The 24,752-nt window shown below is 63.8% G+C and carries 30 protein-coding genes and 1 tRNA gene; 9 read left to right on the top strand and 22 right to left on the bottom strand.

Annotation, left to right across the window (positions count from 1 at the left end):
* Window positions 1-78: 78 nt before the first annotated feature.
* The 6 genes from H4P35_RS27265 to H4P35_RS09295 all read right to left on the bottom strand — a co-directional run bounded on the left by H4P35_RS27265 (window position 79) and on the right by H4P35_RS09295 (window position 4,203).
* Entirely contained in the window at window positions 79-294 is a 216-nt protein-coding gene (locus tag H4P35_RS27265; protein ID WP_006388022.1) for a hypothetical protein, read from the bottom strand.
* A 100-nt stretch (window positions 295-394) separates the two neighbouring features.
* Entirely contained in the window at window positions 395-1,501 is a 1,107-nt protein-coding gene (locus tag H4P35_RS09315) for an AGE family epimerase/isomerase (RefSeq protein WP_226848720.1), read from the bottom strand.
* A gap of 147 nt (window positions 1,502-1,648) precedes the next feature.
* Complete coding sequence (locus H4P35_RS09310; RefSeq protein WP_006218759.1) at window positions 1,649-1,861, bottom strand: hypothetical protein; 213 nt, start codon at window positions 1,859-1,861, stop codon at window positions 1,649-1,651.
* Window positions 1,862-2,188: 327 nt separating this feature from the next.
* Entirely contained in the window at window positions 2,189-2,413 is a 225-nt protein-coding gene (locus tag H4P35_RS09305; RefSeq protein ID WP_056315937.1) for a hypothetical protein, read from the bottom strand.
* A 71-nt stretch (window positions 2,414-2,484) separates the two neighbouring features.
* Window positions 2,485-3,231, bottom strand: a complete 747-nt coding sequence (locus H4P35_RS09300) for a sulfite exporter TauE/SafE family protein (RefSeq protein WP_063954780.1) — start codon at window positions 3,229-3,231, stop codon at window positions 2,485-2,487.
* A 63-nt stretch (window positions 3,232-3,294) separates the two neighbouring features.
* The gene (locus H4P35_RS09295; RefSeq protein WP_226848719.1) at window positions 3,295-4,203 is read right to left on the bottom strand and encodes a DMT family transporter; all 909 of its coding nucleotides are present in this window, start codon (window positions 4,201-4,203) and stop codon (window positions 3,295-3,297) included.
* A gap of 160 nt (window positions 4,204-4,363) precedes the next feature.
* Here H4P35_RS09295 and H4P35_RS09290 point away from each other — a divergent pair, with 160 nt between their 5' ends.
* Window positions 4,364-4,834 carry an Lrp/AsnC family transcriptional regulator gene (locus H4P35_RS09290; RefSeq protein WP_006226939.1) on the top strand — a complete coding sequence of 157 codons (471 nt, stop codon included), beginning with the start codon at window positions 4,364-4,366 and terminating at the stop codon, window positions 4,832-4,834.
* A gap of 125 nt (window positions 4,835-4,959) precedes the next feature.
* Window positions 4,960-5,193, top strand: a complete 234-nt coding sequence (locus H4P35_RS09285) for a hypothetical protein (RefSeq protein WP_056315928.1) — start codon at window positions 4,960-4,962, stop codon at window positions 5,191-5,193.
* A gap of 98 nt (window positions 5,194-5,291) precedes the next feature.
* Here the strand turns inward: H4P35_RS09285 and H4P35_RS09280 are convergent, their stop codons facing one another.
* Entirely contained in the window at window positions 5,292-5,888 is a 597-nt protein-coding gene (locus H4P35_RS09280) for a YSC84-related protein (protein WP_062841872.1), read from the bottom strand.
* A gap of 100 nt (window positions 5,889-5,988) precedes the next feature.
* Window positions 5,989-6,243 (bottom strand): hypothetical protein, encoded by a 255-nt coding sequence (locus H4P35_RS09275; RefSeq protein WP_152383973.1) that lies wholly within the window; start codon window positions 6,241-6,243, stop codon window positions 5,989-5,991.
* Between the two features lie 255 nt (window positions 6,244-6,498).
* Between H4P35_RS09275 and H4P35_RS09270 the strand changes: the two genes are divergently transcribed.
* Window positions 6,499-7,452, top strand: a complete 954-nt coding sequence (locus tag H4P35_RS09270) for a succinylglutamate desuccinylase/aspartoacylase family protein (RefSeq protein ID WP_056315919.1) — start codon at window positions 6,499-6,501, stop codon at window positions 7,450-7,452.
* A gap of 105 nt (window positions 7,453-7,557) precedes the next feature.
* On the opposite strand, the gene H4P35_RS09265 is transcribed toward H4P35_RS09270, so the two are convergent.
* Together H4P35_RS09265 and H4P35_RS09260 are read right to left on the bottom strand one after the other, a co-directional pair.
* On the bottom strand, window positions 7,558-7,992 hold the full coding sequence (locus H4P35_RS09265; protein ID WP_226848717.1) for a GNAT family acetyltransferase: 435 nt from the start codon (window positions 7,990-7,992) through the stop codon (window positions 7,558-7,560).
* A gap of 264 nt (window positions 7,993-8,256) precedes the next feature.
* The gene (locus tag H4P35_RS09260; RefSeq protein WP_056315915.1) at window positions 8,257-9,171 is read right to left on the bottom strand and encodes a PhzF family phenazine biosynthesis protein; all 915 of its coding nucleotides are present in this window, start codon (window positions 9,169-9,171) and stop codon (window positions 8,257-8,259) included.
* A gap of 297 nt (window positions 9,172-9,468) precedes the next feature.
* On the opposite strand from H4P35_RS09260, the gene H4P35_RS09255 reads away from it, so the two are divergent.
* From H4P35_RS09255 to H4P35_RS09245, 3 genes are all read left to right on the top strand, one after another.
* A complete protein-coding gene (locus H4P35_RS09255; RefSeq protein WP_180100274.1) occupies window positions 9,469-9,711 on the top strand; it encodes a CrpP-related protein in 243 nt (80 codons plus the stop codon).
* 233 nt (window positions 9,712-9,944) lie between these two features.
* Window positions 9,945-10,166, top strand: coding sequence for a hypothetical protein (locus H4P35_RS09250; RefSeq protein ID WP_056315910.1), 222 nt, complete (start codon window positions 9,945-9,947; stop codon window positions 10,164-10,166).
* 121 nt (window positions 10,167-10,287) lie between these two features.
* On the top strand, window positions 10,288-10,512 hold the full coding sequence (locus tag H4P35_RS09245) for a CrpP-related protein (protein WP_226848715.1): 225 nt from the start codon (window positions 10,288-10,290) through the stop codon (window positions 10,510-10,512).
* Between the two features lie 182 nt (window positions 10,513-10,694).
* Here H4P35_RS09245 and H4P35_RS09240 read toward each other — a convergent pair whose 3' ends face one another.
* The gene (locus tag H4P35_RS09240; RefSeq protein WP_226848713.1) at window positions 10,695-10,961 is read right to left on the bottom strand and encodes a hypothetical protein; all 267 of its coding nucleotides are present in this window, start codon (window positions 10,959-10,961) and stop codon (window positions 10,695-10,697) included.
* Window positions 10,962-11,312: 351 nt separating this feature from the next.
* On the opposite strand from H4P35_RS09240, the gene H4P35_RS09235 reads away from it, so the two are divergent.
* Entirely contained in the window at window positions 11,313-12,584 is a 1,272-nt protein-coding gene (locus tag H4P35_RS09235; protein ID WP_180100278.1) for a putative Na+/H+ antiporter, read from the top strand.
* 159 nt (window positions 12,585-12,743) lie between these two features.
* Here H4P35_RS09235 and H4P35_RS09230 read toward each other — a convergent pair.
* The 9 genes from H4P35_RS09230 to H4P35_RS09190 form a co-directional block, all read right to left on the bottom strand.
* A tRNA-Pro gene (locus H4P35_RS09230) sits at window positions 12,744-12,820 on the bottom strand.
* Window positions 12,821-13,062: 242 nt separating this feature from the next.
* Window positions 13,063-13,497 (bottom strand): MerR family transcriptional regulator, encoded by a 435-nt coding sequence (locus tag H4P35_RS09225; RefSeq protein WP_180100279.1) that lies wholly within the window; start codon window positions 13,495-13,497, stop codon window positions 13,063-13,065.
* Window positions 13,498-13,555: 58 nt separating this feature from the next.
* Window positions 13,556-13,894: an integration host factor subunit alpha gene (locus H4P35_RS09220; protein ID WP_081101104.1), complete on the bottom strand. Its 339-nt coding sequence runs from the start codon at window positions 13,892-13,894 to the stop codon at window positions 13,556-13,558.
* A 2-nt stretch (window positions 13,895-13,896) separates the two neighbouring features.
* The gene (pheT, locus tag H4P35_RS09215) at window positions 13,897-16,314 is read right to left on the bottom strand and encodes a phenylalanine--tRNA ligase subunit beta (protein WP_226848711.1); all 2,418 of its coding nucleotides are present in this window, start codon (window positions 16,312-16,314) and stop codon (window positions 13,897-13,899) included.
* Between the two features lie 13 nt (window positions 16,315-16,327).
* Window positions 16,328-17,350 (bottom strand): phenylalanine--tRNA ligase subunit alpha, encoded by a 1,023-nt coding sequence (gene pheS, locus H4P35_RS09210; RefSeq protein WP_056315894.1) that lies wholly within the window; start codon window positions 17,348-17,350, stop codon window positions 16,328-16,330.
* Window positions 17,351-17,427: 77 nt separating this feature from the next.
* Window positions 17,428-17,787, bottom strand: a complete 360-nt coding sequence (gene rplT, locus H4P35_RS09205) for a 50S ribosomal protein L20 (RefSeq protein ID WP_006218741.1) — start codon at window positions 17,785-17,787, stop codon at window positions 17,428-17,430.
* A 17-nt stretch (window positions 17,788-17,804) separates the two neighbouring features.
* On the bottom strand, window positions 17,805-18,002 hold the full coding sequence (gene rpmI, locus H4P35_RS09200) for a 50S ribosomal protein L35 (RefSeq protein WP_008159912.1): 198 nt from the start codon (window positions 18,000-18,002) through the stop codon (window positions 17,805-17,807).
* A 308-nt stretch (window positions 18,003-18,310) separates the two neighbouring features.
* The gene (locus tag H4P35_RS09195) at window positions 18,311-19,837 is read right to left on the bottom strand and encodes a YifB family Mg chelatase-like AAA ATPase (protein ID WP_226848709.1); all 1,527 of its coding nucleotides are present in this window, start codon (window positions 19,835-19,837) and stop codon (window positions 18,311-18,313) included.
* Window positions 19,838-19,954: 117 nt separating this feature from the next.
* The gene (locus H4P35_RS09190; RefSeq protein ID WP_226848708.1) at window positions 19,955-20,230 is read right to left on the bottom strand and encodes an accessory factor UbiK family protein; all 276 of its coding nucleotides are present in this window, start codon (window positions 20,228-20,230) and stop codon (window positions 19,955-19,957) included.
* 673 nt (window positions 20,231-20,903) lie between these two features.
* Here H4P35_RS09190 and H4P35_RS09185 point away from each other — a divergent pair.
* Window positions 20,904-21,242 carry a P-II family nitrogen regulator gene (locus H4P35_RS09185; protein ID WP_006218735.1) on the top strand — a complete coding sequence of 113 codons (339 nt, stop codon included), beginning with the start codon at window positions 20,904-20,906 and terminating at the stop codon, window positions 21,240-21,242.
* A gap of 28 nt (window positions 21,243-21,270) precedes the next feature.
* Complete coding sequence (gene amt / locus H4P35_RS09180; RefSeq protein WP_056315887.1) at window positions 21,271-22,509, top strand: ammonium transporter; 1,239 nt, start codon at window positions 21,271-21,273, stop codon at window positions 22,507-22,509.
* 141 nt (window positions 22,510-22,650) lie between these two features.
* Here amt and ptsP read toward each other — a convergent pair whose 3' ends face one another.
* Both ptsP and H4P35_RS09170 read right to left on the bottom strand, forming a co-directional pair.
* On the bottom strand, window positions 22,651-24,309 hold the full coding sequence (gene ptsP / locus H4P35_RS09175; RefSeq protein ID WP_233462034.1) for a phosphoenolpyruvate--protein phosphotransferase: 1,659 nt from the start codon (window positions 24,307-24,309) through the stop codon (window positions 22,651-22,653).
* 163 nt (window positions 24,310-24,472) lie between these two features.
* The gene (locus H4P35_RS09170; protein ID WP_006387993.1) at window positions 24,473-24,742 is read right to left on the bottom strand and encodes an HPr family phosphocarrier protein; all 270 of its coding nucleotides are present in this window, start codon (window positions 24,740-24,742) and stop codon (window positions 24,473-24,475) included.
* Between the last annotated feature and the right edge of the window lie 10 nt (window positions 24,743-24,752).

Here is a 24,752-nt window from a genome sequence, read left to right as displayed (position 1 = left end):
GGGAATGCCCACGCCTGCAACCAAAAGCAACGGGCCCCATAAAGGGGCCCGTGTCGTACGAGTTGCCGGCGGATCCGGTCAGGGCGCGAGCTTGAAGCCCAGGTCCACGCCCCACTTGTCGGTCTCGCGCAGCCATTTCGCGCCGCAATTCAGGCAGCGGAAGTGGTCTTCGCGGCTTTCCTCCCGGCCCTTCTGCGTTGGGTTGGTAAATCCTTGATGTCCCAGGTGCGAATGCGGCGCAACACCGGCAAGGCCTGGATTAATGCGTTGGCAAGCCAAACACATAACGCTCATTGATGCTTCCCCACAAACAGTGTTAGCAAATTGTAAGGGATTTCACCAATGTCTTTCTATTAATTCGCCCTCAACTTGGGAATAAAAATTGTTAACGTGATTAGGATACAACGTTTTGTAACGCGGTCAGGCAGGTCGCCAAGTGATAAGGCGAGGTCGACGGCATGTCGGCCCGCGTCACGTTGCCCTTCGCATCCAGGCATTCGTGCCAGCCGCCCGGATGCAGAAACCGCTCGCGAAAGCTTGCCAGAGCCGTTTGCAGCGCCGGCAGATCGCCCATCACGGCCAAGACTCTCAGGTATTCCGTCTGCGCCCAGATCCGGCGCGTATCGTCCGCCACGGCCCCCGACTCATCCAGCGACGCGATCACCCCCGCGGCATCCACGCCATGGGTGCGCGACCATTGCACGGCGCGCGGCAATGTTTCGGCGAGATCCAGGCCTTCGAACACCTGCGCCGATTCATGCACGAGGGAGAGCCATTCGAATTGATGACCCGGTTCCAGCCGGTTGCCTGCGCTGCCCTGCAACGCCTCGGATATGCATTGCGTGGGCGCGTGAACGAAGAACTGGCTGACGCCTTGCGCAAGCTCGCGCAGGTGCTGCGCAAACCCCGCCGGTTCGGCAACCTGCGCCGCCGCCAGATAGGCTTCGGTCAGGTGCATCATGGGGTTTTGCGCCGGCGGCTTCAAAGGTTGGGAAAAGTCCGCGCTCAGCGCCGCGTGGTACAGCGAATCCGTGGTCTTGAAACGCGCCTCGATCGTGCGCGCCGTGGCCAGCATCAGCTTGCGCGCCTGCGCATTGCGGCTGCGCTGGAAATACGCCGACGCGGCCAATACGATGAACGCGTGCGTGTACAGGTCCTGGGTGTCATCCAGCGGCCGAGCCTGCGCGTCGACGCTATAGCGCCAACCGCCATGCTCGTCCTGAAAAACACGACGCAGAGATTCGAAGAGGCGATCAGCGTGCTGCGCGGCCGCCTCGCCAGGCGCCTGCGCAAAAACATAAAGCTGGCGCGCGCACGCCATGGCGCGATAACGCGTCACGGGCAGCGGTTCACCGCTGGCGGCGTCCAAGGATTCGTAAGGCAGTCCGAGCGCGTCGTTGAAGCCGCGGTCCAACCACATGGGCAACACGACAGAATCAAAATGCGCCCGCAGCGCGCGGATATCATCCGCAAGAAAGGAATTGGTCTGTGCGGCAGTCATCTTGGAACGGCGCAAACCCGACGAGGGCCCCAGGTTTTGGAGCAGCAACGATAACCGAAATCGTCGTCGCCATCTCGCAGGAATCCGCCACGTGCTCATGCACACACAGACCGGTCGTGCCGATCAGCTCCGTCCAGGGTGCAAGCCCTATCGGAAGATATTTTCCTCTACCCAGTTTTGCGCGAAGATTTCCGCGCGATCACGAGCTTCGTCCAACGAAGCGCAGTTGCCCAAGTGGGAAAACGCGGCATCCACTTCGGTGCCGCCCTCAGCCGTAACCGTCAGCAATACGCCATATCCGCCGGTGTCCATGGCCGCTGTGGAAACGTCGATCAGTACTTCCTGGTCACGATGCTGCATGTGCTACCTCCCAGTCGGTTACCTAAACGCGCGAACCACGCGTGACGTGCAACAGGACAAAATTTCCCGCGCAAGACAATAGACCTTCAAACGTCGCGCAAAGTTCATCTTACTGGCGAGACGCGGGGCCGGATACGACGGAAAGATGTCAATTCGCACATTCCGTCTCAGGATATGCCGGACGGCACAGGGGCGGCGGCGCGGCGCACGAAATACTGCGAAAACATTCGCAACCATGCGGTAAGTTCGTTGCCGCCTTGGGCACGCCAACGCTCGCATGGTGCGTAAGCCGGCGGCTGCCGTAAACGTGCGACGACCGCAAATGGCTTAACGCAAATGGATGGCGCCCGGCTCTTCCATGCGTAGCGAGAGCCTGCCCTTGTCGGTGATGACCCAGCGGCCGTCTGCGCCGGCCTGAATGCAGCGCAGCGTCTCAAGCGCTTGTGCGACGTTTGCGGGCACGTCGGTCTGGACTGCGCCGGGCTCGTTGTTGTCGGCCACGACGCGCAGCCAATGTCCCAGTTCGCCCTTTTCGAAACGATGCAATGCCATGCGTGGTTCTCTCGTGAATTTGTCTACGATAGCATGGCCGTCAAGCCCGTCCGGCACGTGTCAGCCAATGGTCAGCCAAGCAGACGAGGCACCGACGACGCCAGCAACGCAACGCCCGAAACCGTCAAAAGGCCCAGTACGACGCGGCGGAACGCCACGTCGCTGATGCCGACATACACGCGCGTGCCCAAGAGTGTCGGCACCAGCATTGCCGGCACGATCAGCGCAAAAAGGGGCAGCATGTCGCGTGTGACCACGCCGGTCAGCACATAGCTGGCCATCGTCACCATCAGCATCGACAAGTTGAAGTTCTGGATCACCGCGCGCTGCACGTCGCGGTCAAAGCCGCGCAAGGTGCACCACAACGTCGGAATCACCCCGGTGAACCCGCCCAGCCCGCCCATGACCCCGCCAATCGCGCCCGCGACGCCATCGGCAACCTTGCCGCCTACCGTGATGCGCGGGATGCGCGCGGCGAACAGCATGATCGGGCACCAGATCGCGAGCAGCCCGCCGATGAAGGCCTTGAACACCGTCGGATCCAGATGCGGCAGCACTTTCACGCCTAGCGGAATGCCCAGCAATCCGCCGGCGATGAATGGCAGCAGATGCGCGGCGGCAAAGCCCCGGCGCACGGTGAAAGCCGCCAGCAACTGTCCGGTCAACGCGCCAAACACCGCCATCGCCGCAGCCAGCCGCGGGTCCACGGTCCAGGCCCAGAACGACATGGCCACCATGCCGAAACCAAAGCCGGACAAGCCTTGCACGAAGCCCGCGGCCATGGCGCCCACCACGACCACTACATATAACGAGTCCATATCCGCTGCGCGTTCCGCATGACGTGCCGGCACCATTTCCGGCGCACGCCATTCTAGAGCCTTCTATGAAGGTCGCAGCGCCAACGGCCGCAGGCGCGCGGCCAGCGCCGAGGCCGCCACGCTGGCCGCGATCAGCGCAAGCCCAAGCGCCAGGTCCGCCGAGATGCGTTCGTGGAACACGACGGACGACACGATCAGCCCGATCACCGGCACGCACAGCATCGCAATGGACGTCGCGGCCGGCGGCAGCTTCTGCGTCATGCTCAGCACGACAATGAACGTCAGCGCAGTGGCAAGCGGTCCGGTGTAGAGGATCAGCGGCCAGGCTTGCGCATCGGCCAGAAAGGTCGGCGCGCCGTCACGCATCCAGGCCAGCGCGGCCAGCGGTATCGTGGCCAATGCGGTCTGCCAGGGAATCATGTCGGCGCCCAGGCGAACGTGGCGATTGGCGCGCAGCTGGATGATGTTGCAGGCCCATGCGAACGATGCGCCAAGCAGCATCACCAGACCGATGACGGTGTGCGCCTGCCACGGACTGAACGCGGGCGCCACGATGATGCCGATGCCCGCGTAGCTCAGCGCCGTCGCCAGCCATTGGCCCATCGACAGGCGCTCTTTCAGGATCAGCGACGACAGCGGAATCACCCAGATGGACGTCGCGTAGGCAATGACCGACGCGCGTCCAGGCGCCACATACTGCAACGCCCACAGCGCGAGGGCCGTGAAGGCGCCCATCTGCAGCAAGGCCACACCCGCGACCAGCGGCCATTCCTGGCGTGTCGGCAAACGCAGGCGACCCAGCAGGGCCAGCACCAGCACGCTGATGAGCGCGGCGGATCCGAACCGGCTGGCAGCCAGCCACAACGGGCTCATATGGGCCAGCCCCATTTTCATCACGGGCCAATTCCCTCCCCAGATGGCGACCGCACCCGCAAGCGGGAGAAACCTGCGAAGACTGCCTTGCTGACTCATCACTACCCTGCTCTGCCGCTGAATATTCTGCATTCCGGCCATATAGCCGAAGAACGGAACAGTCTATAGGGTAAACCCCAGCATTTTTGACCGCTTTGTGCGTCGTTTACCGGCATACTCGGCACACATGCACCGTAAAACCGCCGTCTTGAGGTGACTTATGCCGGAAATCAACCTGGATGCCACCGACATCCGCATCCTGAACGAGCTGCAGCGCGACGCAAGGCTCACCAATGTGGAACTTGCCGCCCGCGTGAATCTGTCCGCCTCGCCCTGCCTGGCGAGAGTGCGGCGACTGGAAACCGAAGGACTCATCGACCGCCGCGTCACGCTCTTGAACGCGCGCAAGCTGGGCCTGAAGGTGAACGTCTTCATTCAGATCTCGCTCGACAAGCAACGCAAGGCCGCGCTGGATGTGTTCGAACGCGAGATCGCGGTGCTGCCCGAAATCATGGAGTGCTACCTGATGTCGGGCGACGCCGACTACCTGATCCGCGCGCTCGTGCCCGACGTCGATGCGCTGGAACGGCTGATCGTCGAACACATCACGCGCATTCCCGGGGTGGCAAGCATCCGATCCAGCTTTGCGTTGAAGCAGGTGCTCTACACCACCGCCGTGCCGCTGGCCTGACGCCGCATCTGGTATCCATCGAGCGCTTGCGGGATTGCGGCGGCAAGCCCACAATCAAATTGCATGGCGCCGTTTCGTTCATTCCGGCGCCAGCATCCCTCCCATCGCTTAGCAAGGAGCACACCATGCCCGAAACCGACTGGTTCCCCGGCAACACGCTACCCGATCGTCAGGGTTACTTCGAAGTGGAGTTCGCCTCCGGCGAAACTGAAATCACGCGCTACGGCATGCTGGGCTGGGAGCCCGAAGAAGAGCGCGGCCACATCCTTCGCTGGCGCGGTCTGGACCCCGCCATCGAGCAAGCCGAAATCGATCGCGAAACCGCCGTCCTCAAAAACAGCGATGACGTGATCGGCTGACCGGCCGGCAAAGGCCGCGGAGCAAATCCACCTTGCTCCGCAGCAAAACAAAACGCCGCGGCTTGATGCCGCGGCGTTTTGACTGGACGCTTGCGCGATCAGCGATCCAGCTTCGAGATCTTGGTGCCCGCGAGCGACACGCCAGCCATCAAGCCGCCATTGTTCATGACGAAGCCCACGACCGGCTGCTGGGCCGTGTTGGTGTCGATGCGGCCATTGGCGCCGATATTGACCACCGCCACCGTGGCGTCCGCGCCAACGGTCCAGCCGCTGCTGTTGCGGAACTTGTTCAAGGCGTCATCCGTCATGAAGAGCAGGATCATCGCCTTCGATTGCGCGCCGGCCTGGAAGCCGATCGAGCCCGCCGTCGTGCTGTAGTAGCCGGCATTCGCGCCGTTCACCCGCAGCACGCCCTTGCCATGCTCGGCGCCGACGATGAAGCTGCCGCTCAACACGTCGGGGAACACCAGCACGCCCTTGGCGCGCGCAACCAGGTCCTTGGACTGGGGAGCGGCTTCATACAGCTTGGCGAGCGTGGCATTGGCCGCGCTGTTCATCGATTGCCGCTGCTCTGCCGTCGAAGCGGCCGGAGACTTGGAAGGCGTGGTCGTGGTACAGCCTGCAAACAGAACGCCGGCGGCGCCGATTGCAATCGCCATGCCGGTGCGGCGCAGAACGGGATAAGCGTCAAACATGGAACTCTCCTTTTGTTGTCATGCATGAACAACTGTACCGGGCATTCCACGTCCGACAAGACACATGAATGTGATAAACGAAACAAAACACTAGCGAGCGCTAGAGAATTCCGTATCGGGGTTCGCCAGTGAACTCGTCAACGGTCCGGATGCCCGAGAGCACCAGCTCGGCATGACGCCGCGCGGCGGCAGGATCGTTGAAGGTGACGAAACGGGGCAGCGACCACCGCTGCGCGGCGGCCTCGTTGCCCTGCCGGCGTACCATGATTTCGATAGCCAAAACCCCGGTTTCCAAGTCCACCACTTCACACTGCACTTGAAAACCGTTGATATGACGCTCTGGCCACCCGCTCATGCTGCACCTCTGAATTCCGACTAACGGGCCGCAATATGCACCAAACAAAAAGGCTTGGAAAGCAGAGTTTTTAAGGGGTAAAACAGTACTAATTCGCCTAGTGCGAAGGCATCTTGAAGTTGAAAAAATCAGCGCTAAAAACCCGCATTTTTGCCCTCATCGCCGAATTGGCGAACCGGCGCATAATGTCAGGCCACTGCGCTGCGCGTAATTGATTGCCCCTACCGGCTCACATTCAAACCTGCCATCGACCCCATGAACAAACCCGTCTTCGAACCTGATACCGCTCCGCTGGAAGTCTTGCCGCGAGACCTGTCCGCCTATCGCGAGGGCAACACCGGCATCCCCTACGTTCATCGCTTCGACTCCGGCAAGCCCGGGCCGCACGTGCTCATCAACGCCATCACGCACGGCAACGAGATCTGTGGCATGGTGGCCGCCACCCATCTGCTGGACACCGGCGTGCGCCCGAAGATCGGCACCTTGACGGTCAGCTTTGCGCACGTCGAGGCCTACGAGGCTTTCGACATCGACAGACCTTACGACAACCGCCAGCTCGTGCACAACCTGAACCGCATCTGGTCGGCCGCCATGCTGGACGGCGCGGAAGACAGCCCGGAACTGCGCCGCGCCCGCGAGATGCGCCCTGTCCTGGACGCCGCCGACTTCGTGCTGGACATCCATTCCACGCGCGCCCCGGTGCAACCCTTCTGGGTCTACAACGAGATGGACCGCAACACTGCGCTGGCCGCTGCAGTCGGCTCGCCGCAGGTGCACCTGGTCATGCCGCAAGACAAGTTTCCGGGCACCGGGGTCATGGGCTACGGCCATCATGGCGACCCGCTGTCCGACAGTGGCGGTGCGCTCGTTGTCGAATGCGGCCAGCATTTTTCGCGTTCCGCGGCCGAACTCGCCACCGACGTGACCTTGCGCTTTCTCGCGCATCTGGGCCTCATCGACACGCCGGCCGGCACCCCGGCCCCGCCCACCCCGCAGCGCTATCGCCTGCTGGAGGTCCACATGGTGAAGTCCGAAGACTTCACCTTCACGCGTCCGGTGATTGGCTTTGAGACCTTCGACAAGGGCGAACTGATCGCCATGAATGGCACGGAAGAAATCCGCTCCCCGTGCGATGCTTGCACGATCTTCATGCCCACGCGCATGCCCATCGTGGGCCGCGAAGCCGTGTATCTGACACAGGCGATCTGACGCCTGACATCGCGTGACCAAGCGACGCGGGCGCTGTACGCATGCGCCCGGATCGCCGCGCATACCGGGCATCACGCGCCCTTGCGCCTGATGCCCGCCAAGTCCTCAAAGGTCCGGAATCAGGCGCTTGCCCAAGCTGATCACCGCGTCCTCCTGAAAGCCCAGGCTGTCGTAGAAGCGCTTCACCGCGACGTTCTCGGAACGGATCAGCAGATTGATCTTCGGGCAACCCATCTCAAGCAGCTTGCGCTCGACCGCCCGCATCAGCGCCGTGGCGAAATGGCACCGCCTATGCAGGGGTGAGACGGCCAGATAATTGATCCAGCCACGGTGGCCGTCGTAGCCGCCCATCACCGTCGCGACAATGGCGCCATCCAACTCACCCACCAGAAAGAGATCGGACTGCACCGTCAATTTGCGCGCGATGTCCTTGCGCGGATCGTTCCACGGCCGCGTCAGCCCGCAGGCTTGCCACAACGCGATCAGCGCGGTTTCGTCGGATGCCTGAAACGGCCGGATGGCGAGGTCTTGCTGAGACATGCTTCATTCCTTGTGATGAAAGAACGAAGGCCTTGCGATACGCCCCGGATGCAAAACGCAATCAAACAAAAAAGGCCACGAGGGGTATCGTGGCCTTCTGGGATAAGCGCCGCATAACCGGCGCCCGAACACGGCTAGCCACTCAACGGAGACGTCGAGTGATTCGTCGGAAATCTGCACGCGATGCGGCAGCGATGTGCGGTGCGTTCATGCGCTGCAGCTTACACGAGGCGCCCTGCCGCCCGCAAACCCCACGCTGCCTTGTCAATCGCTTGCGGGCGCGGGCAGTGTGCCTTCCATCACCACCACCGCCTGTCCGGCCACGTTAGCCCACACGCCATCGTCCCGCGGCTCCGCATGCGCCAGCAACAGGCTTGCACGTCCCATGTCCACGCCCTGCCCCACGCGCAGCCGCAGGGCACCCTTGCCCGCAAGCGAGGCGCGCAGCGCCGTGACGGCCGCCGTCGCACTTCCCGTGGCGGGGTCTTCGGTCATGCGGCTCGTCAGCATCCGCGCCTGGATATCGGTGGGCGCATCCATCGCTTCGCTTGCCGTGTCGGTGGTGTAGACATAGATGGACTTCGCGCCCAGTTGCGGCATCAAGGCCGCGTAGCCCGCCGCATCGGGCGACGCGCGGCGCAGCGCGTCGCGGCTGGCAACCTGAACCACCAAAAACGGCAATCCCACCGACGCCACCATCGGCGCGTGCGTAGACACCATGATGTCCGCGCAATCCAGACGCAGCGCCCTGGCCACCGCGTCCAACGGCGCCTCGCTGCCGCGCGACAGCGGCTGCGGCGCGCGCAGCTGCGCACCCTGCAGGCCGTGCTCCCCGTACGTCAACGCAATGCGCACCAGGCCGGCTTCTTCCTCGAACACGAACGCCTGCGGCGCCGGCAACCCGGCCGCGATCTGCTCGCGCGCCAGCACGACCGCGGTGCCCACATTCGGATGGCCGGCAAACGGCACCTCGCGATCCGGCGTGAAGATGCGCACGTGCGCGGTATGGGCACGGTCTTGCGGCGGCATCACGAAGCTGGTTTCCGAATAGTTGAATTCGCGTGCGATCCGCTGCATCTGGCGTGCGTCCAGACCCTGCGCGTCCAGCACGACAGCCAGCGGATTGCCGAGGTAAGCATGGCCGGTGAACACATCGGCCGTCACGTAGCGGTAGCGCATCCAAACATCCTCAAGATCCACCCGACACGGGCGGCAAGCCCAGATTGTGCGTGCCGCGGCGCGAACGTGAAAAGGCACAGAGCCGCGAAATTGCACGCATAACAGACGCCTTTAGACATCATGGAAGGCGTGTCGTCGCGCCTGGATGTTCATGGCGCCCTCGGCTTTCCCGGCCTCGCATCTGCGCGGCCGGCATGACGGCCGCACCGCCCCGGATGATGCGCCATCACTATTGAAAATCACAGATCGCTGCGGAATACTTTGCGTTCCGACCAACTACTTTTGGAGGAGATTGCAATGCAACGCGAAGACATCCAAAAGCTGGGCGCACAAGCTGCCCGAGACGGTTTGACGTTGTGGGATTGCCCGTTCTATCGAGCCGCCGCCATGCCAGGCCATACCGGCGAATCGATCTCCGAATGGAGCGGCAAGGTCGAAGCCTGGGAAACCGGATGGATGGAGGCCACGGGCGGCGGCCAGGCGACCCCTGGCGGCCGTTTCCGCTACGTGCCGCGCGCAATGGCGCGGCTTTGCAATTGACTCGTTGACCTGCGCCCCGGCTCCGGGGGCTTTGCATTTGGCGTGGCGAGCAAATGTCGTTGTGCAGATAAGAAACCGGGATAAGTGAATCGGCCCCGTTTTTATCGACATATACTGTACATTCATACAGTATTTTTAGTTTCATCATGCGATGCACCGTCATCCGAACCCACACCCTGGGCCGGAAGCGCCACGACAACGATCCCGCCCCTGCAGTGACCGGGACGGTCCGCATGTATTCCATCATGCGCGAGGACATGCGCCGCTACATCAGCGTCATGACGCTGGACACCCTGGCCAAGTTCGGCGCGTCGCAGAAAGGCCCTATCCCCGATCTGCTCGAGCCCGAACTGCTCACCTTCGGATCCGATCGCGGCATGATGGTCTGCGGCTTCGAAGAAATCGACGGCAGGCGCTATTACCAGGGGTGGTGGATGCAGTGGGTGCACCTGTAGCCGCGCCTCAAGGCCTTGCGGACGATGATCCATCCCGCTATTTCTGCGCGTAACTTTTCTGGACAAGGATGGCGATCGCGCTCATCTTTTGGCTCAGGACCTTTCCCACGAGGAGGCGCGAATGGATGACCCCGTTCACAGAGCCGGCCAGGAAGCCGCCAGATATGGTGTGCCGCTATCTGCCTGCCCCCTCATGAAAGAAACCAACATGCCCAGCCATACGGGCGAATCGCTACCTGGTTGGCGCGCCAGATTGGCCTCGTGGCAGGCCGGCTGGCATCAGGAAAACGAAGCCCGCCTTGCCGAGCTTCGCCGCCGCCGGATATTGCAACAATCGCTGGACTGATCACGTCTGGCCCGCTGCCGGGAACGGGGTTTGCTGGAACCCGATTGCCGCAGCGGCGTGATTGTCATTCGATCAAGCAGAGGGCGGCTCCGCACACTCCCTCCCTCTAGCCGCTGCGGCCCTTTCCGCCGCTTCAATTTCTCCGCGCTGTCCCCAGCAAGCGCGCTTGCTGCGCGAGCGCATTACAGTTCCCGGATGATCTTGTACCCGCAGCGCACGCATACATGGCCGTTGTAAAAGCGATCGCCCATCGATGACGTTGCGCCCACGACGTTATTCGAGTCACGAGACGGCCCTGCGACCAGTGCTTTCGCCTTCGGCGGCGCGGTGCCGACCGCCGCGGTATCGACCGCCGCGGTATCGACCGCCGCGGTAACGACCGCCGCGGTATCAAACACCGGCCGGAAGTCGTGACTGAACAACCGCCCGGCCAGCCCTTTGCAGCGCATCGCTAACTCCTGAACTGACGCGGCACAGCCAGCGCCTTCGCAAGAGCGCCGACTGCTGCAGTCTCAAGAACAATACCTGCGATTGACCGTTGGACCATTCGATCGCCCCGTCGATTGATAACCTCGCCAATATCCGGAAATACAAAAGGTATGTCGATAGGAACAATATGAATCCTCGTCCCGCCTCTTGAAATACATCAATCGTCGCGATCGTGTCCCGCAGCGGCCACGGCGGTGGGGTAGGCCGAAATCCGCGATCGAGATACACTACCCGGCTGGGTGTCAGGCGTATTCCTTCGCGCTGGCAGGTCAACGCGCTGGTCGGGCCGCCACGCAGGAGCCCGCGCGTCCATGCAGCCCAGCATCCCCCATGCCCTCGACATCGCAGCCGCCATCATCTTTGCATTGGCGCTGATCCACACCTTCACGGTCAAACAGTTCGAGCGGCTCTCCCACCGCTATCCCCGCCACGCCGGCCTGTTTCACCTGCTCGGCGAAGTCGAGATCGTCTTCGGCTTTTGGGCCTTTGTGCTTCTGATCGTCATGGCGATTACCGCCGGTGGAGATCAAGCGCTCGCCTACGCCGAGTCTCGCAACTACACCGAACCGCTCTTCGTATTTGTGGTCATGGTCGTGGCGGCATCCCGCCCGGTCCTTCAAACGGTCATGGTCGCCGTCAACCTGATCGCAAAGAACCTGCCCTTCCATACCTCCGTGGCCACCGCGTGGCTGGGTCTTGCCGCGGTTCCGCTGATGGGATCCCTGATCACAGAGCCGGCCGCCATGACCATTGCGGCCCTCATGCTTGCCCCGCAATTGTTTCGGCCGTCGGTTCCGGCCGTTCCCAAGTACTTCGCGCTTGGCGTGCTGTTCGTCAACATTTCGATCGGGGGAACACTGACCGCCTACGCGGCGCCCCCCGTTCTGATGGTCGCCGCCACCTGGAATTGGGACTCGGCATTCATGCTCGCCACCTTCGGCTGGAAAGCCGCCATTGCCGTGGTCGTGAACGCCACCGTGGCCACGCTCATGATGCGCAAGTATCTGCTTCAACTGCCGGCCGAAAGCATGACCCGGTCCGAGCGCCCTCCCGTGCCGATCACCGTGGTCCTCGTTCACCTGGTCGTGCTGGCCGCGGTCGTTGCCCTGGCGCACCATCCCGTCGCGTTTCTCGGCCTGTTCCTGATGTTCCTGGGATTCACGCAAGCCTATGAGCGGCATCAGAATCCGCTGATCCTCAAAGAGGCGCTGCTCGTTGGCTTCTTCCTGGCCGGCCTCGTCATTTTGGGAGGCATGCAGGCGTGGTGGCTGCAGCCCATCGTCTCCAGCCTGGAACCCATCGCACTATTCTTCGGATCCCTGGCGCTCACCGCGATCACCGACAACGCCGCACTGACCTATCTGGGCTCGCTGATCGACGGCATCTCCGACGAATCGAAATACATGCTGGTGGCGGGCGCCGTCGCCGGCGGCGGCTTGACGGTCATCGCAAACGCCCCCAATCCTGCGGGCGTGGCGCTGCTAAAGCGCGGCTTTTCAGACGAGACCATCAGCATCGGCGGACTGCTGCTTGGCGCGTTGGGCCCCACGGCAGTTGCGGCGGGCGCGTTGCTTTTGCTGTAGCGGGGATTGGGGTCGGTTATCGGGCCCAATATTCGGGCTCGGTATTCGGGCCCGGTTATCAAGCACGATAATTTGAGCTCTGCAATTTGCAGCTCAAGAATAAAGCCTAAGAAATGAGAAAGGCCGTTAGTGATTTCTCACTAACGGCCTTGGAACTACTGGTCGGGACGGCGGGATTCGAACTCGCGACCCCTTGCACCCCATGCAAGTGCGCTACCAGGCTGCGCTACGCCCCGAAAGAAAAAGAGTATAGCAGAACTAAAAAATGTTTGCACGCATTGGTGCAAAAAAAGTGCTGAATACCGGAAAAAATTTTGCGCTTTGCGTTCGCCGTTCACATCAGTGCAAGCGATGAAGCGGCGCGCGCGAAGCGCAAGGCACTACGGTCTGCAACGCGCGCTGCCATGAAGGCGGTCGCGCGTCGCGGGTACTGAAATCAAACGCTGGATTGCAACCGATGCGTCGCGAAGAAAACGGCTCAGGCAGTGGGCGCGGTCTGCGTCGACGCAGCGGCGGCGGGCGCAGTACCCGTCGTTCCCAAGGCTTCGGCAAGCATCGCCGACACGTTGCCGAGTTCCGTGCGCAGCGACTGCATCTCGGTGCCCGACAGGCGCACGGCAGCGTCCTGGTCGTGCGGCACGTCGCGCGCATCGCCCAGGCGATTGCGCGCGCCGCTGATCGTGAAGCCTTGTTCGTAAAGCAGCGAACGGATGCGGCGGATGAGCAGCACTTCGTGGTGCTGATAATAGCGGCGGTTGCCGCGGCGCTTCACGGGCTTGAGCTGAGTGAATTCCTGTTCCCAGTACCGCAACACATGAGGCTTGACGCCACACAGGTCGCTGACTTCGCCGATGGTGAAGTAACGCTTGGCGGGAATGGGCGGTAAGGTAACGGTGGATTCAGTACGTGTCATAAGCGGATTTTATGCGCGCGATGCGTGGTGCGCCGATAACAATTACCGACAAAGCGTATCACTCCGCGGCGTCGGGCGTTGTAGGAACGGCCTGCTCGACCACGCTCTTGAGTTTCTGGCTGGCGTGGAAGGTGACGACACGCCGCGCCGCGATGGGAATGGTCTCTCCGGTCTTCGGGTTGCGGCCAGGGCGCGGCGGTTTGTCGCGCACCTGGAAGTTGCCGAAACCCGAGAGCTTGACGGAATCACCGCGCGCCAGGGCGTCGCGGATTTCCTCGAAGAACGTATCGACAATGTCCTTGGCTTCGCGCTTGTTCAGGCCGACCCGCTCGAAAAGCAGCTCGGCCAGCTCGGCCTTGGTGAGGGTGCGTTGCTCGGCAAGCATACTGGTCCCCATGTTCAGCCACGTTGGCGCGCGCCGTGCGCGGCAACCAGGGCTTCCTTGATGCGCGCGAGGCAGTCGGCCACGCGGGCTTCGTCCAAAGTGACCTCAGTGTCCTGTAGCCAGAAACGGAACGCAAGGCTTTTCTCGGCGACCGGTTCGCTGCCCTGCGCCTTGTCGCGCCACACGTCGAACACGCGCGCATCCTGCACAACGGCCAGTTGCGCATCGGCCTTGACGGCCTTGGCGACGGTATCGAGCATGGATTGGACCGTCACGTCCTCGTCGACCCACAGCGCCAGGTCGCGCACCACCACGGGCTGGCGCGAGAGCTCGCGCACCTGCGGCAATTCGCCTTCCGACAGCGCGTCCTCGTCCAGCTCGAAGACCACCGGCGCATGCGCCAGGTCGGCCTGTTGCGCCCAGCGCGGATGCAATTCGCCGATCCAGCCCACATGCTTGCCGTCCAGCATGACGCGCGCGCCACGGCCGGGATGCAGCGCCGGATGCGCCGCAGCCTCGAAGCGCAGACGGCGGCCACGTGCGCCAAACAGCGACTCGACGTCCATCTTGACGTCAAAGAAGTCTACCTGGCGCGTGGGCACGCCCCACTGCTCTTCGGCCGCTGGGCCCCAGGCTGCGCCCGCGAGCTTCATGGGCTGGCGCACGCCCGCCACTTGCAGCGGGCCGTCCTCGGCCGACGCATCGCGGAAAAACACGCGTCCCAGTTCGAACAGGCGAACGCGCGACTGCTTGCGGTTGGCGTTGTGACGGATGTTGGCGACCAGGCCGCCGATCAGGCTGGAACGCATGACCGACAGATGGCTGGCGATCGGGTTCACAAGCCGCACGGGGTTGTCGTTGCCCGCAAAATCGCGTTCCCAGTCGGCTTCGACGAAGCTGTAGTTGACGACTTCCTGGTAGTCCTGCGCGGCCGCAAGACGGCGAAGCGCGTGCGCGCCGCGGCGCACTTCGGGCTGCGAGAACATCTTGGCGCGCGCCATCGGCGGCACGTCGGGGATGCTTTCAAAACCGTAGATGCGAGCCACTTCCTCGATCAGGTCTTCTTCGATTTCCAGATCGAAACGGTACGACGGCGGATTGACGATGAAGTCATCGCCCTCTAGCGCGTAGTCCAGGCCCAAGCTGCCGAAGATGGTTGCCACCTGCTCACGCGTGACCGGCACGCCCAGCACGCGATGGCAGCGCGCCAGGCGCATGCGCACCGGCGGACGCTGCGGCAGATTGACGATCTGGTCGTCGATGGGACCCACCTGGCCGCCGCAGATGTCGACGATGAGGCGGGTGATGAATTCAATGTGCTCGGGAATGCTGGCGTAGTCCACGCCGCGTTCGAAGCGGTGGCTGGCTTCGGAGCTGAACTTGAAGCGGCGCGCACGCCCGGCAATGGCTTGCGGCCACCAGAATGCGGCTTCGAGATAGATGTTCTGCGTGTCCAGCGTCACCGAGGTGGCTTCGCCGCCCATGATGCCGGCCAGGCTTTCGACCTGATCGCCCGCGACGACGACGCCGACCTTCGGATCGAGCGTGACGGTCTGGCCGTTCAAGAGTTCAAGCGTTTCGCCTTCACGCGCCCAGCGCACGCTGATGTCGCCGCCGATCTTGTCCAGATCGAATACGTGCGACGGGCGGCCGAGTTCAAGCATGACGTAGTTGGAGATGTCGACCAGCGCGGACAGCGAGCGCTGGCCGGCGCGCTCAAGGCGCGTCTTCATCCACTCGGGCGTTGCTGCGCGCGCGTTCACGCCGCGAATGACGCGGCCGCCGAAACGGCCGCACAGGTCGGGCGCTTCGATCTTGACGGGCAGGCGCTCATCGAGCGTGACGGGCACGGCAGCGGCGGTCGGCACCGACAGCGGCGCGCCGGTCAGCGCGGCCACTTCGCGCGCCACGCCCAGAATCGACAGGCAGTCGGCGCGGTTGGGCGTCAGCTTGAGCGTGAACAGCGTGTCGTCCAGGTCCAGCGCTTCGCGGATGGATTGGCCGGGGACCATGTCCGCGGGCAGTTCCAGGAGGCCCGCGTGGTCTTGCGACAGACCCAGTTCGCGCGCCGAGCACAGCATGCCGGAGGACTGCACGCCGCGCATCTTGGCCACGCCGATCTTCATGCCGCCGGGCAGTTCCGCGCCCACGCGGGCGAGCGGCACCTTCAGGCCGGCGGCCGCGTTGGGCGCGCCACACACGATCTGCAGGCGTTCGCCCGAGCCGTCGTCGACCTGGCAGACGCGCAGCTTGTCGGCATCCGGGTGCGGGGCGATTTCGACGATGTGCGCGACGACCACGCCGGAGAAGGCGGGCGCGGCGGGTTCGGTTTCTTCGACTTCCAGGCCGGCCATCGTGAGCCGGTGCGCGAGTTCATCGGTTGCGATCGGAGGATTGACCAGCGTACGCAGCCAGGATTCGGGAAATTGCATGATCAGCCGTCTGTTATTCGTTGAACTGGCGCAGGAAGCGCAAATCGCCTTCGTAGAACTGGCGCAGATCGTTGACGCCGTAGCGCAACATCGTCAGGCGCTCGAGTCCGGAGCCGAAAGCAAAGCCGATGTAGCGCTCGGGATCCAGCCCGAAATTGCGCACCACCTGCGGATGCACCTGGCCGGAACCGGAGATCTCCAGCCAGCGGCCGCGGTTGGGACCCGAGGTGAACATCATGTCGATCTCGGCGGACGGTTCCGTGAACGGGAAGAACGACGGGCGGAATCGCACGACCAGATCGTCGCTTTCAAAGAAGCAACGCAGGAAATCGGTGTACACGCCCTTCAGATCGGCAAACGAGATGTCCTCGGCGATCCAGAGCCCTTCCACCTGGTGGAACATGGGCGAGTGCGTGGCGTCGCTGTCGACGCGATAGGTGCGCCCGGGCGCGATGACCTTGATGGGCGGCTTGTGCATGCGGGCATAACGCACCTGCATGGGGCTGGTGTGCGTGCGCAGCAGCAGCGGCAGACCGTCCGCGTCGTTCATGTCGACGTAGAACGTGTCCTGCATCGAACGCGCCGGATGGTCCAGCGGGTTGTTCAATGCGGTGAAATTGGTCCAGTCGTTTTCCACTTCGGGGCCGTCGGCCACGTCAAAGCCAATGGAACGGAAGATTTCTTCCACGCGTTCCCAGGTCCGGATCACCGGATGGATACCGCCCGGCGCGCGACCTCGGCCCGGGAGGGTGACGTCAATGGTTTCGGATGCCAGACGGGCATCCAGCTCCGCCTGCGCCAGTTCGGCACGGCGCGAGGTCAGAAGCTCTTCGATCTTCTGCTTGGCCTGGTTGATTCGTGCGCCGGCCTCTCGCTTCTGCTCGGGATCGAGCTTGCCCAGGCCTTTGAGCAGCACCGTCAAGGCGCCTTCCTTGCCCAGGAAGCGAGCTTTTGCGTTCTCAAGCGCGGCGGCATCCGTAGCCGCGGCGAACCGTTCTTGCGCCTGGGCTACCAGGTCGTCAACCAATCGAGTCATGAAATCCAGCCTTCAAAACGCAAACGGGGCCATTACAGCCCCGTTTGCAGCGATGCGCGATGAGTTAAAGCGCGCGATCAGGCAGCCAAGGCAGCCTTGGCTTGCTGCACGATGGCGGCAAAGCCGGCCTTGTCGCGCACGGCCAGATCGGCCAGGACCTTGCGGTCGAGTTCGATCGAAGCCTTCTTCAGGCCAGCGATAAACACGCTGTAGCTGACGCCATGCTCACGGACGGCCGCGTTGATACGCGTGATCCACAGAGCGCGGAACGTACGCTTCTTGTTGCGGCGGTCGCGGTAGGCGTATTGGCCAGCGCGCATGACTGCTTGCTTGGCAATACGGAACACATTACCGCGGCGGCCACGGTAACCCTTGGCGGCGGCAATGACTTTCTTGTGACGTGCGCGGGCAGTTACGCCGCGTTTGACGCGAGGCATAGTAGATCTCCCTTAGATCAAGCGAAAGGCATCATGGCCTTGACGGAGGCCACGTTGGAGTCATGAACCGCCGCAGAGCCGCGCAATTGACGCTTGGCCTTGGTGGTCTTCTTGGTCAGGATGTGACGCTTGAACGCCTGACCACGCTTGATGGAGCCGCTGCCGCGCACCTTAAAGCGCTTGGAGGCGCTTTTCTTGGTTTTCATCTTGGGCATGATGATTCCCTAAACTAAAACACGCATTGTTGATTTACATGACGCCAGGTGCTTGGCGCCAAAGACGCCAAAACTTGTAGACCTGTTGCCACTTCTGGGGGGTTCGCGAAATCTGAAAAGCCGGCTCCGAACGAAATGCATCCATTCGATAAAGCAGCCGGCCAGGCGGTTTCGCGATTGTTTCCCGAAGGCGGACAAAACTGACCCACATCCGGAAAAGCCTTTGATTATATGGTGATTTCCTGGACTTTGTCGAGTCAGCGCGTACGCCCGGAACAACGGGACGAAGGTCCGACGCCGCCCGGGGATCATACCCCCGTACGCCGGTACTGCACCGCCTGCGCGACATGACTGGCCGCCAGCACTGCCTGGCCGTCCAGATCCGCGATCGTGCGGGCCACGCGCAGCGCCCGGTGCATCGCCCGCGCCGAGCCTGTCAGGCGGCGCATGGCCTGCTGCAGCAGCATCTGGGCATCGGCATCCATCACGCAGAATTCGTCCAGCTCGGCCCCGGCCAGCCCGGCGTTGATCTTGCCCTGGCGGGCCATCTGGCGCTCACGGCAGCGGACCACGCGCTCGCGGACGGATTGCGACGATTCACCGGGCGGCGCGGTCATCCAGGCGGGATCGGACGGCGGCAGGGCCACATGCAGATCGATCCGGTCCAGTAGCGGCCCCGATATTTTGCCCGCATAACGCGTCACCTGATCCGGCGTGCAGGCGCACGTGCGCGCCGGATGGCCGCGCCAGCCGCAAGGACAGGGATTCATGGCGGCCACGAGCTGAAAACGGGCCGGAAACTGCGCGGCGTGCAACGCCCGCGAGATGACCACCCTGCCCGCCTCCAGCGGCTCTCGCAGCGCCTCGAGCGAGCGGCGGCTGAATTCCGGAAGCTCATCCAGGAACAGCACGCCGTGATGCGCCAGACTGATTTCACCGGGCCGCGGGCGCCCGCCGCCGCCGACCAGCGCAGCTACCGACGCCGAGTGGTGCGGCGCCCTGAACGGCGGCTGCCCGGTGAGCGTGTCGGGCATTCCGGCCATCGTCGCCACGGCCGCCGCCTCGAGCGCCTGATTGCGCTCCAGCGGCGGCAGCAGGCCCGGCAGGCGTGCGGCCAGCATGCTCTTGCCCGCACCAGGCGGCCCCAGCATCAACAGGCTGTGGCCGCCCGCCGCCGCGACTTCAAGCGCCCGCCGCGCGCCGGCCTGGCCTCGCACATCCGACAGACAGGGGACGGGCGCGGCGGGCGGCCACGGCGCGGGCACGGCATTGGGAAGCAGGCAGACGCCCGCCGCGTGGGCGGCCACATCCGCCAGGCAGCGGGCCGACAGCACGCGCAAGCCGGGAACCCAGGCGGCCTGCTCGGCGCTGCCGGCTGGCAAGATAAGTGTGGCGTCAGGCGCGTCCCGAGCGACGCTCAGGGCGATCACCAGCGGCGCGGCGACGGGCACGAGCGCCCCCGTGAGGGAAAGTTCGCCTGCAAGCACCAGCCCGGCTAGCGCGGGATCCGGTGCGCCGGCCGGCGCGCCGTCTTGCGCGGGGGCAGCCAACTGCCCGGACGCCAGCAGCACCCCCAACGCAATCGGCAGATCGAAGCGGCCGGACTCCTTGGGCATGTCGGCCGGCGACAGGTTGACGGTGATGCGCCCCGCCGGAAATTCGAAACCGCTGTTGATGATGGCCGCGCGGACCCGCTCGCGGCTTTCCCGGACTTCGGTGTCGACCAGCCCGACGACGTTGAAACCCGGCAGCCCGGGTCCCAGGTGCGTTTCCACGCGGACCGCATGGGCATGCATGCCGCAAAGGGCCCGGCTGGCAAGTACGGCAAGCGTCACGACGGTCTCCGGATGGTTCGGGCCGCCAGTATCCGCAAAAAACAAACGGCCGCGGGAAGCGGCCGTGACAAAACGATCTCGCGCAGGGCCCGCGCAAAGCGGGCGCGCGGGGCTTGCTTACTTGTCCAGCCCGGTGGCCGGCCCCTTGTCCAGCCCGGTCAGGCGCTGTTCCATCTGCTGCACCTGGGCAGCCAGTTGATCGACGCGGGCGCGCGTGCGGGCAAGCAGATCCGCCTGGACGTCGAACTCTTCGCGGGTGACCAGATCCAGCTTGGAAAACGCCTGCGTCATCATGGCGCGCACATTGCGCTCCACGTCAGCCGCCGGGCTGCGCGCGATCAGGTCGGAAATGTTCTTCTGAAAGTCTTCCATCCACTGGGTGCGATTGTTCATAGTTGCCTCTCGATGTTCCGGATGCCTCAAGTGTAGTGCGTTGGTTGCCGGGTTCAGGCCGCCCCGCTTGCGCCGCCGCAAAAAAAAGGGCGGGCCGCATGCGGTGACCGCCCTTCAAAGCACAGGAGAAAACCGGGCTGCCTGACGGCAACCCCCTACCAACACCACTAGCCTTGCCGCCGGTCGCTGAGACCGCGCTGTGCATCGGTCATTTGCCCGATACACGTCCTGGTTTCGATTCTTCTCGACCCCACCCCTGCCAACAAGCCGATCGGTGTAAACCCTCGTATCAGGCTCGCACCCCAATTTGAGGCGCTTTGGGGCAAACGCGGCCGCCTCCGAAACCCGCGCTGCATGCGCGGAGCCGCAGCCGGTAAAGCTGAGCGGCCTGCGGAGCCGGCACAACGCACCGGCGGATGCGGCGGCACGCACGCGGACGTAACCGACACGTCCGCATTAAATGGCTACAAATCCTTCGTGCGGCATACATCTGGTTGCATGGCGGGGCTACCCATTGTGGCGCACCAAAAAGAGGCCGCTCCACGGTGCATTACGCACCATGATGGTGCCTTTCCGCACAACATTTGCGCCTTTCCCGGCCCTCCCCGGCGCTGTCCAACATGGCACGGATATTGCTTTAACCAGGGTGCGTGCAACCATGAGAGGAAATGCCATGAAACTCATCATCGCCATCATCAAGCCCTTCAAGCTCGACGAAGTGCGGGTGGCTCTGTCCGGGATCGGGGTCCAGGGCCTGACCGTTACCGAAGTCAAAGGCTTTGGCCGCCAGAAGGGCCACACCGAACTCTATCGCGGCGCGGAATACGCCGTGGACTTCCTGCCCAAGCTGCGGGTCGAGGCTGCCGTGCCCGATCACCTTGTCGACCAGGTCATCGAAGCGATCGAACAAGCCGCCCGCACCGGCAAGATCGGCGACGGCAAGATCTTCGCCGCCCCCCTTGAACAAGTCATCCGTATCAGAACTGGCGAAGCCGGCGAAGCTGCGCTGTAAATAAATAAAGCCTCAATGGAGCCTGAAAATGGATAAAGCAGATATCTCCTGGTTGCTCGTCTCTACCCTGCTTGTATTGATGATGGCCGTACCCGGCCTGGCCATGTTCTACGCCGGCCTGGTGCGCAGCAAAAACGTGCTGTCCGTCTTGCTGCAAGTGTTGTGCACGTTCGTGCTGGGCCTGGTTCTCTGGTTCATCTATGGATACTCCCTCGCGTTCACCGAGGGCAACGCCTTCTTCGGCGGCCTCTCGCGCGCCTTCTTCTCTGGCATGTTCAACCCGGCAGACGGCACGTACGCCATGTCGAACACCCTGACCGAGCTGCTGTTCGCCTCGTTCCAGGCCACGTTCGCCGGCATCACCTGCGCCCTTGTGGTCGGCAGCTTTGCCGAGCGCGCCCGCTTTTCGGCCGTGCTGGTGTTCACGGTGATCTGGTTCACGTTCGCCTACATCCCCATTGCGCACATGGTGTGGTTCGCCTCTGAAACCGCGCCGGGCCTGTTGAATGCCCAAGGCGCGCTGGACTTCGCCGGCGGCACCGTGGTGCACATCAACGCCGGCGTGGCTGGCCTGGTCGGCGCCTACGTGGTCGGCAAGCGTGTGGGCTACGGCCGCGAAGCCATGCAGCCGCACAACCTGCCGATGACGTTCGTGGGCGCCGCCCTGCTGTGGGTGGGCTGGTTCGGGTTCAACGCGGGTTCGGCCCTGGCCGCCAACGAGAACGCCACCCTGGCCTTCTTCAACACCATGATCGCCACGGCGGGCGCCGTCCTGGCCTGGCTGTTCACGGAATGGGCCATCAAGGGCAAGCCCTCGATGCTGGGTGCCGCGTCGGGCGCCATCGCCGGCCTGGTCGGCATCACTCCCGCCGCCGGCCTGGTCGGTCCGGTGGGCGCCCTGATCATCGGCGTGGTTGCTGGCGTGGTCTGCGTCTGGGGCGTGAATGGCTTGAAGCGCCTGCTGCGTGCTGACGATGCGCTGGACGTGTTCGGCATCCACGGCGTGGGCGGCATTGTCGGCGCCCTGCTCACCGGCGTGTTCAACGCGCAGGTCTTCGGCGGCCCCGGCCTGGCCGAGCCCGGCATGATCGCCCACCAACTGTGGGTGCAGCTCGAAGGTGTCCTGCTGACGGTCGTGTGGTCTGGCGTGGTGGCATGGATTGCCTACAAGATCGCCAACGCCCTGTGCGGTCTGCGTGTGCCGGAAGACCAGGAGCGCGAAGGCCTGGACGTCACCAGCCACGGCGAATCTGCCTATCACAGCTAAGCTGCTGCGACGCTCCCGCCGCGCCCTGCGGCGGGGCGGGATGGAAAATGAAAGAGCCCTTCATGATGAAGGGCTCTTTTTTTGTCAGCTTGCTTGGGAGGGTGTCCGACACCCGGTTCAGTCACTGCCGCGAAGGACGAATCAAGCCGGGCCGAGGGCGTCCAAGTCGACGGGCAAGGCGCGGTTCAGCGCCGAGGCCACCTTGATGCGGAGCGCATTGGAATGCGCGCGGCGCACCTCGCGTTTCACGTCCAGGAGCTGCTGCGGGTGCATGGAGAACTCGGTCAGGCCCAGGCCAAGCAGCAGGCGCGTCATGCGCGAATCGCCCGCCATTTCGCCGCAGACGGCGACCGGCTTGCCCGCGCGTTCGCCCGCATTGATGGTGTTGGCGACCAGGCGCAGCACCGCCGGATGCAGCGGATCGTACAGCGACGCCACGTCGTGGTCGCCCCGGTCGATGGCAAGCGTGTACTGGATCAGGTCGTTGGTGCCGATGGACAGGAAATCCAGCGCCTGGGCGAAGGGTTCGATCGCGATGGCGATCGCGGGGACCTCGACCATCGCCCCCACTTCCATGTGTGGCGCATAGGCCTGGCCGCGGGCATCGAGTTCGCGGCGGGCAGATTCGATGGCGGCCTTGGCAGCCACGACTTCGTGCATGTGCGCGATCATCGGGATCAAGAGACGCACCGGGCCGTGGGCGGACGCCCTGAGGATGGCGCGCAGCTGCGTCGCGAACATCTCGGGACGCGCCAGGCAATAGCGGATGGCGCGCTGTCCCAGGGCGGGGTTGGTGGCCACGGTGGCCTCGCCGTCCAGCGTCTTGTCCGAGCCGATGTCCAGCGTACGGATCGTGACCGGACGGCCGGCCATCACCTTGACGACCGACGCATAGGCCTCGTACTGCTCTTCTTCGCCGGGCAGGTCTGGCCGGCCCATGAAGAGGAATTCGCTGCGAAAGAGCCCGATGCCATGCGCGCCGGACGCCAGCGCAAGCGCGGCTTCGTCCGGCAGCTCGATATTGGCGTGCAGCACGATGTCGATGCCGTCCAGCGTGACGGAGGGCTCGTCGCGCAGGAGGCTGAGCTCAGCGCGCTCGTCTGCGTATGCGGCCTGGCGGCGGCGGTATTCCTGGAGGATGCGTTCGGACGGGTTGACCACCACCGCGCCGACCGAGCCGTCGATGATCAGCATGTCGCCGTCGCGAACGAGCTCGCGCACGTTGCCCATGGCGACCACGGCGGGCACGCCCATGCTGCGCGCCACGATCGCGGTGTGAGACGTCGGGCCGCCCAGGTCGGTGACGAAGGCGGCGAACCGGCCGCCGCGCAGGCGTAGCATGTCGGCGGGAGAGATATCGTGCGCCACCACCACCAGGGCATCGTCGCCGCCCATGTGGGACATGTCGGGCAGGATCGCCGACGTGCCGGCCAGGACGTGCAGCACGCGCTCGATCACCTGGCGCACATCCGCCCCGCGCTCGCGCAGGTACTCGTCTTCCATGGCGTCGAACTGCTGCCCCAGGATCTGGCCCTGCGTCGTCAGCGCCCACTCGGCGTTGTAGTGACGGTCGGCGATCAGGGCAAGCGTCTGTTCGGCCAGAAGCGGATCGCCCAGGAGCAGGCTGTGCACATTGAGCATCGCGCCCAGTTCGCGCGGCGCGTCGGCCGGAAGCGTGTCGGCCAGTTGCAGCAGTTCCTGCTGCGCCGACGCCAGCGCTTCGGTCAGGCGTGCGCTCTCGGCGGGCACGTCTTCCGGAGAGATCCGGTAATGCGCCACTTCAAGGGCGGCAGCGCCCATAACCACGGCGCGGCCGATGGCGTACCCCTTGGCGACGCCCTTGCCGTACAGACACACAACGGGGCTGGCAGAGCCAGCCCCGTGGGGCGCGCCAGCAGCGGGCGCGCCGGTCGCGGGTGCAAGCGAACCGGCCCGAGCCGGGCCGGCAGCTTCAGAAGACGTTTTATTCCTGCTCACCGAATTTGCTGTCGAACAGAGTTTCGATTTCGGACAAGGCTTGCTCGGCATCGCTGCCGGAGGCCTCGAGCTTGACCGTGACGCCCAGACCGGCCGCCAGCATCATGACGCCCATGATGCTCTTGGCGTTCACGCGCTGCGCACCGCGCGAAATGAAGATTTCGCTGGAAAACTTGCTGGCAAGCTGCGTCAGCTTGGCCGCGGCCCGAGCGTGCAATCCCAGTTTGTTGCTGATGACAATGTCAGTATTAGGCATAGGAAAGATG

Origin of the sequence: Achromobacter sp. 77, assembly GCF_020541125.1 — a bacterium.
In the GTDB taxonomy this organism is placed as follows: Bacteria; Pseudomonadota; Gammaproteobacteria; order Burkholderiales; family Burkholderiaceae_B; genus Achromobacter; species Achromobacter mucicolens.
This window is presented reverse-complemented; position numbering and strand designations above follow the sequence as displayed.

Bases quoted from the DNA above. Each gene is read 5' to 3' on its own strand.
- H4P35_RS09255 (WP_180100274.1), top strand. From the start codon at position 9,469: ATGCAACGCGAAGACATCCAAAAGCTGGGCGCACAAGCTGCCCGAGAC.
- H4P35_RS09220 (WP_081101104.1), bottom strand. From the start codon at position 13,894: ATGGGGACCAGTATGCTTGCCGAGCAACGCACCCTCACCAAGGCCGAG.
- H4P35_RS09270 (WP_056315919.1), top strand. From the start codon at position 6,499: ATGAACAAACCCGTCTTCGAACCTGATACCGCTCCGCTGGAAGTCTTG.
- H4P35_RS09240 (WP_226848713.1), bottom strand. From the start codon at position 10,961: ATGCGCTGCAAAGGGCTGGCCGGGCGGTTGTTCAGTCACGACTTCCGG.
- H4P35_RS09275 (WP_152383973.1), bottom strand. From the start codon at position 6,243: ATGAGCGGGTGGCCAGAGCGTCATATCAACGGTTTTCAAGTGCAGTGT.
- H4P35_RS09190 (WP_226848708.1), bottom strand. From the start codon at position 20,230: ATGAACAATCGCACCCAGTGGATGGAAGACTTTCAGAAGAACATTTCC.
- H4P35_RS09250 (WP_056315910.1), top strand. From the start codon at position 9,945: ATGTATTCCATCATGCGCGAGGACATGCGCCGCTACATCAGCGTCATG.
- rplT (WP_006218741.1), bottom strand. From the start codon at position 17,787: ATGCCTCGCGTCAAACGCGGCGTAACTGCCCGCGCACGTCACAAGAAA.
- H4P35_RS09305 (WP_056315937.1), bottom strand. From the start codon at position 2,413: ATGGCATTGCATCGTTTCGAAAAGGGCGAACTGGGACATTGGCTGCGC.
- H4P35_RS09295 (WP_226848719.1), bottom strand. From the start codon at position 4,203: ATGAGTCAGCAAGGCAGTCTTCGCAGGTTTCTCCCGCTTGCGGGTGCG.
- H4P35_RS09225 (WP_180100279.1), bottom strand. From the start codon at position 13,497: ATGACACGTACTGAATCCACCGTTACCTTACCGCCCATTCCCGCCAAG.
- H4P35_RS09285 (WP_056315928.1), top strand. From the start codon at position 4,960: ATGCCCGAAACCGACTGGTTCCCCGGCAACACGCTACCCGATCGTCAG.
- rpmI (WP_008159912.1), bottom strand. From the start codon at position 18,002: ATGCCCAAGATGAAAACCAAGAAAAGCGCCTCCAAGCGCTTTAAGGTG.
- H4P35_RS09185 (WP_006218735.1), top strand. From the start codon at position 20,904: ATGAAACTCATCATCGCCATCATCAAGCCCTTCAAGCTCGACGAAGTG.
- ptsP (WP_233462034.1), bottom strand. From the start codon at position 24,309: ATGGGCGCTGCCGCCCTTGAAGTGGCGCATTACCGGATCTCTCCGGAA.
- H4P35_RS09290 (WP_006226939.1), top strand. From the start codon at position 4,364: ATGCCGGAAATCAACCTGGATGCCACCGACATCCGCATCCTGAACGAG.
- H4P35_RS27265 (WP_006388022.1), bottom strand. From the start codon at position 294: ATGAGCGTTATGTGTTTGGCTTGCCAACGCATTAATCCAGGCCTTGCC.
- H4P35_RS09310 (WP_006218759.1), bottom strand. From the start codon at position 1,861: ATGCAGCATCGTGACCAGGAAGTACTGATCGACGTTTCCACAGCGGCC.
- H4P35_RS09235 (WP_180100278.1), top strand. From the start codon at position 11,313: ATGCAGCCCAGCATCCCCCATGCCCTCGACATCGCAGCCGCCATCATC.
- pheT (WP_226848711.1), bottom strand. From the start codon at position 16,314: ATGCAATTTCCCGAATCCTGGCTGCGTACGCTGGTCAATCCTCCGATC.
- H4P35_RS09260 (WP_056315915.1), bottom strand. From the start codon at position 9,171: ATGCGCTACCGCTACGTGACGGCCGATGTGTTCACCGGCCATGCTTAC.
- H4P35_RS09245 (WP_226848715.1), top strand. From the start codon at position 10,288: ATGGATGACCCCGTTCACAGAGCCGGCCAGGAAGCCGCCAGATATGGT.
- H4P35_RS09300 (WP_063954780.1), bottom strand. From the start codon at position 3,231: ATGGACTCGTTATATGTAGTGGTCGTGGTGGGCGCCATGGCCGCGGGC.
- H4P35_RS09315 (WP_226848720.1), bottom strand. From the start codon at position 1,501: ATGACTGCCGCACAGACCAATTCCTTTCTTGCGGATGATATCCGCGCG.
- amt (WP_056315887.1), top strand. From the start codon at position 21,271: ATGGATAAAGCAGATATCTCCTGGTTGCTCGTCTCTACCCTGCTTGTA.
- H4P35_RS09170 (WP_006387993.1), bottom strand. From the start codon at position 24,742: ATGCCTAATACTGACATTGTCATCAGCAACAAACTGGGATTGCACGCT.
- pheS (WP_056315894.1), bottom strand. From the start codon at position 17,350: ATGACTCGATTGGTTGACGACCTGGTAGCCCAGGCGCAAGAACGGTTC.
- H4P35_RS09280 (WP_062841872.1), bottom strand. From the start codon at position 5,888: ATGTTTGACGCTTATCCCGTTCTGCGCCGCACCGGCATGGCGATTGCA.
- H4P35_RS09265 (WP_226848717.1), bottom strand. From the start codon at position 7,992: ATGTCTCAGCAAGACCTCGCCATCCGGCCGTTTCAGGCATCCGACGAA.